This window comes from Candidatus Pantoea formicae (genome assembly GCF_011752625.1).
GTDB classification, from domain to species: Bacteria; Pseudomonadota; Gammaproteobacteria; order Enterobacterales; family Enterobacteriaceae; genus Pantoea; species Pantoea formicae.
Window position 1 is genome coordinate 1 of the sequence record NZ_VWXD01000057.1, and the last position, 255, is coordinate 255.

Sequence of the window (255 nt, forward strand, 5' to 3'; positions counted from 1 at the left end):
TAGGTAGCTTAACCTTCGGGAGGGCGCTTACCACTTTGTGATTCATGACTGGGGTGAAGTCGTAACAAGGTAACCGTAGGGGAACCTGCGGTTGGATCACCTCCTTACCTGAAGATACCTTCCCGCGCAGTGCTCACACAGATTGTCTGATAGAAAAGTAATGAGCAAGACGGCTGCGAAGTCGTGACACTATCGTGTCCCCTTCGTCTAGCGGTTAGGACTCCGCCCTTTCACGGCGGCAACAGGGGTTCGAAT

1 rRNA gene is annotated in these 255 nt (G+C 52.9%); it reads left to right on the top strand.

Annotated elements, in window-relative coordinates:
* A 16S ribosomal RNA gene (locus F3J38_RS27890) occupies nucleotides 1–107 on the top strand; the annotation flags it as partial.
* Between the last annotated feature and the right edge of the window lie 148 nt (nucleotides 108–255).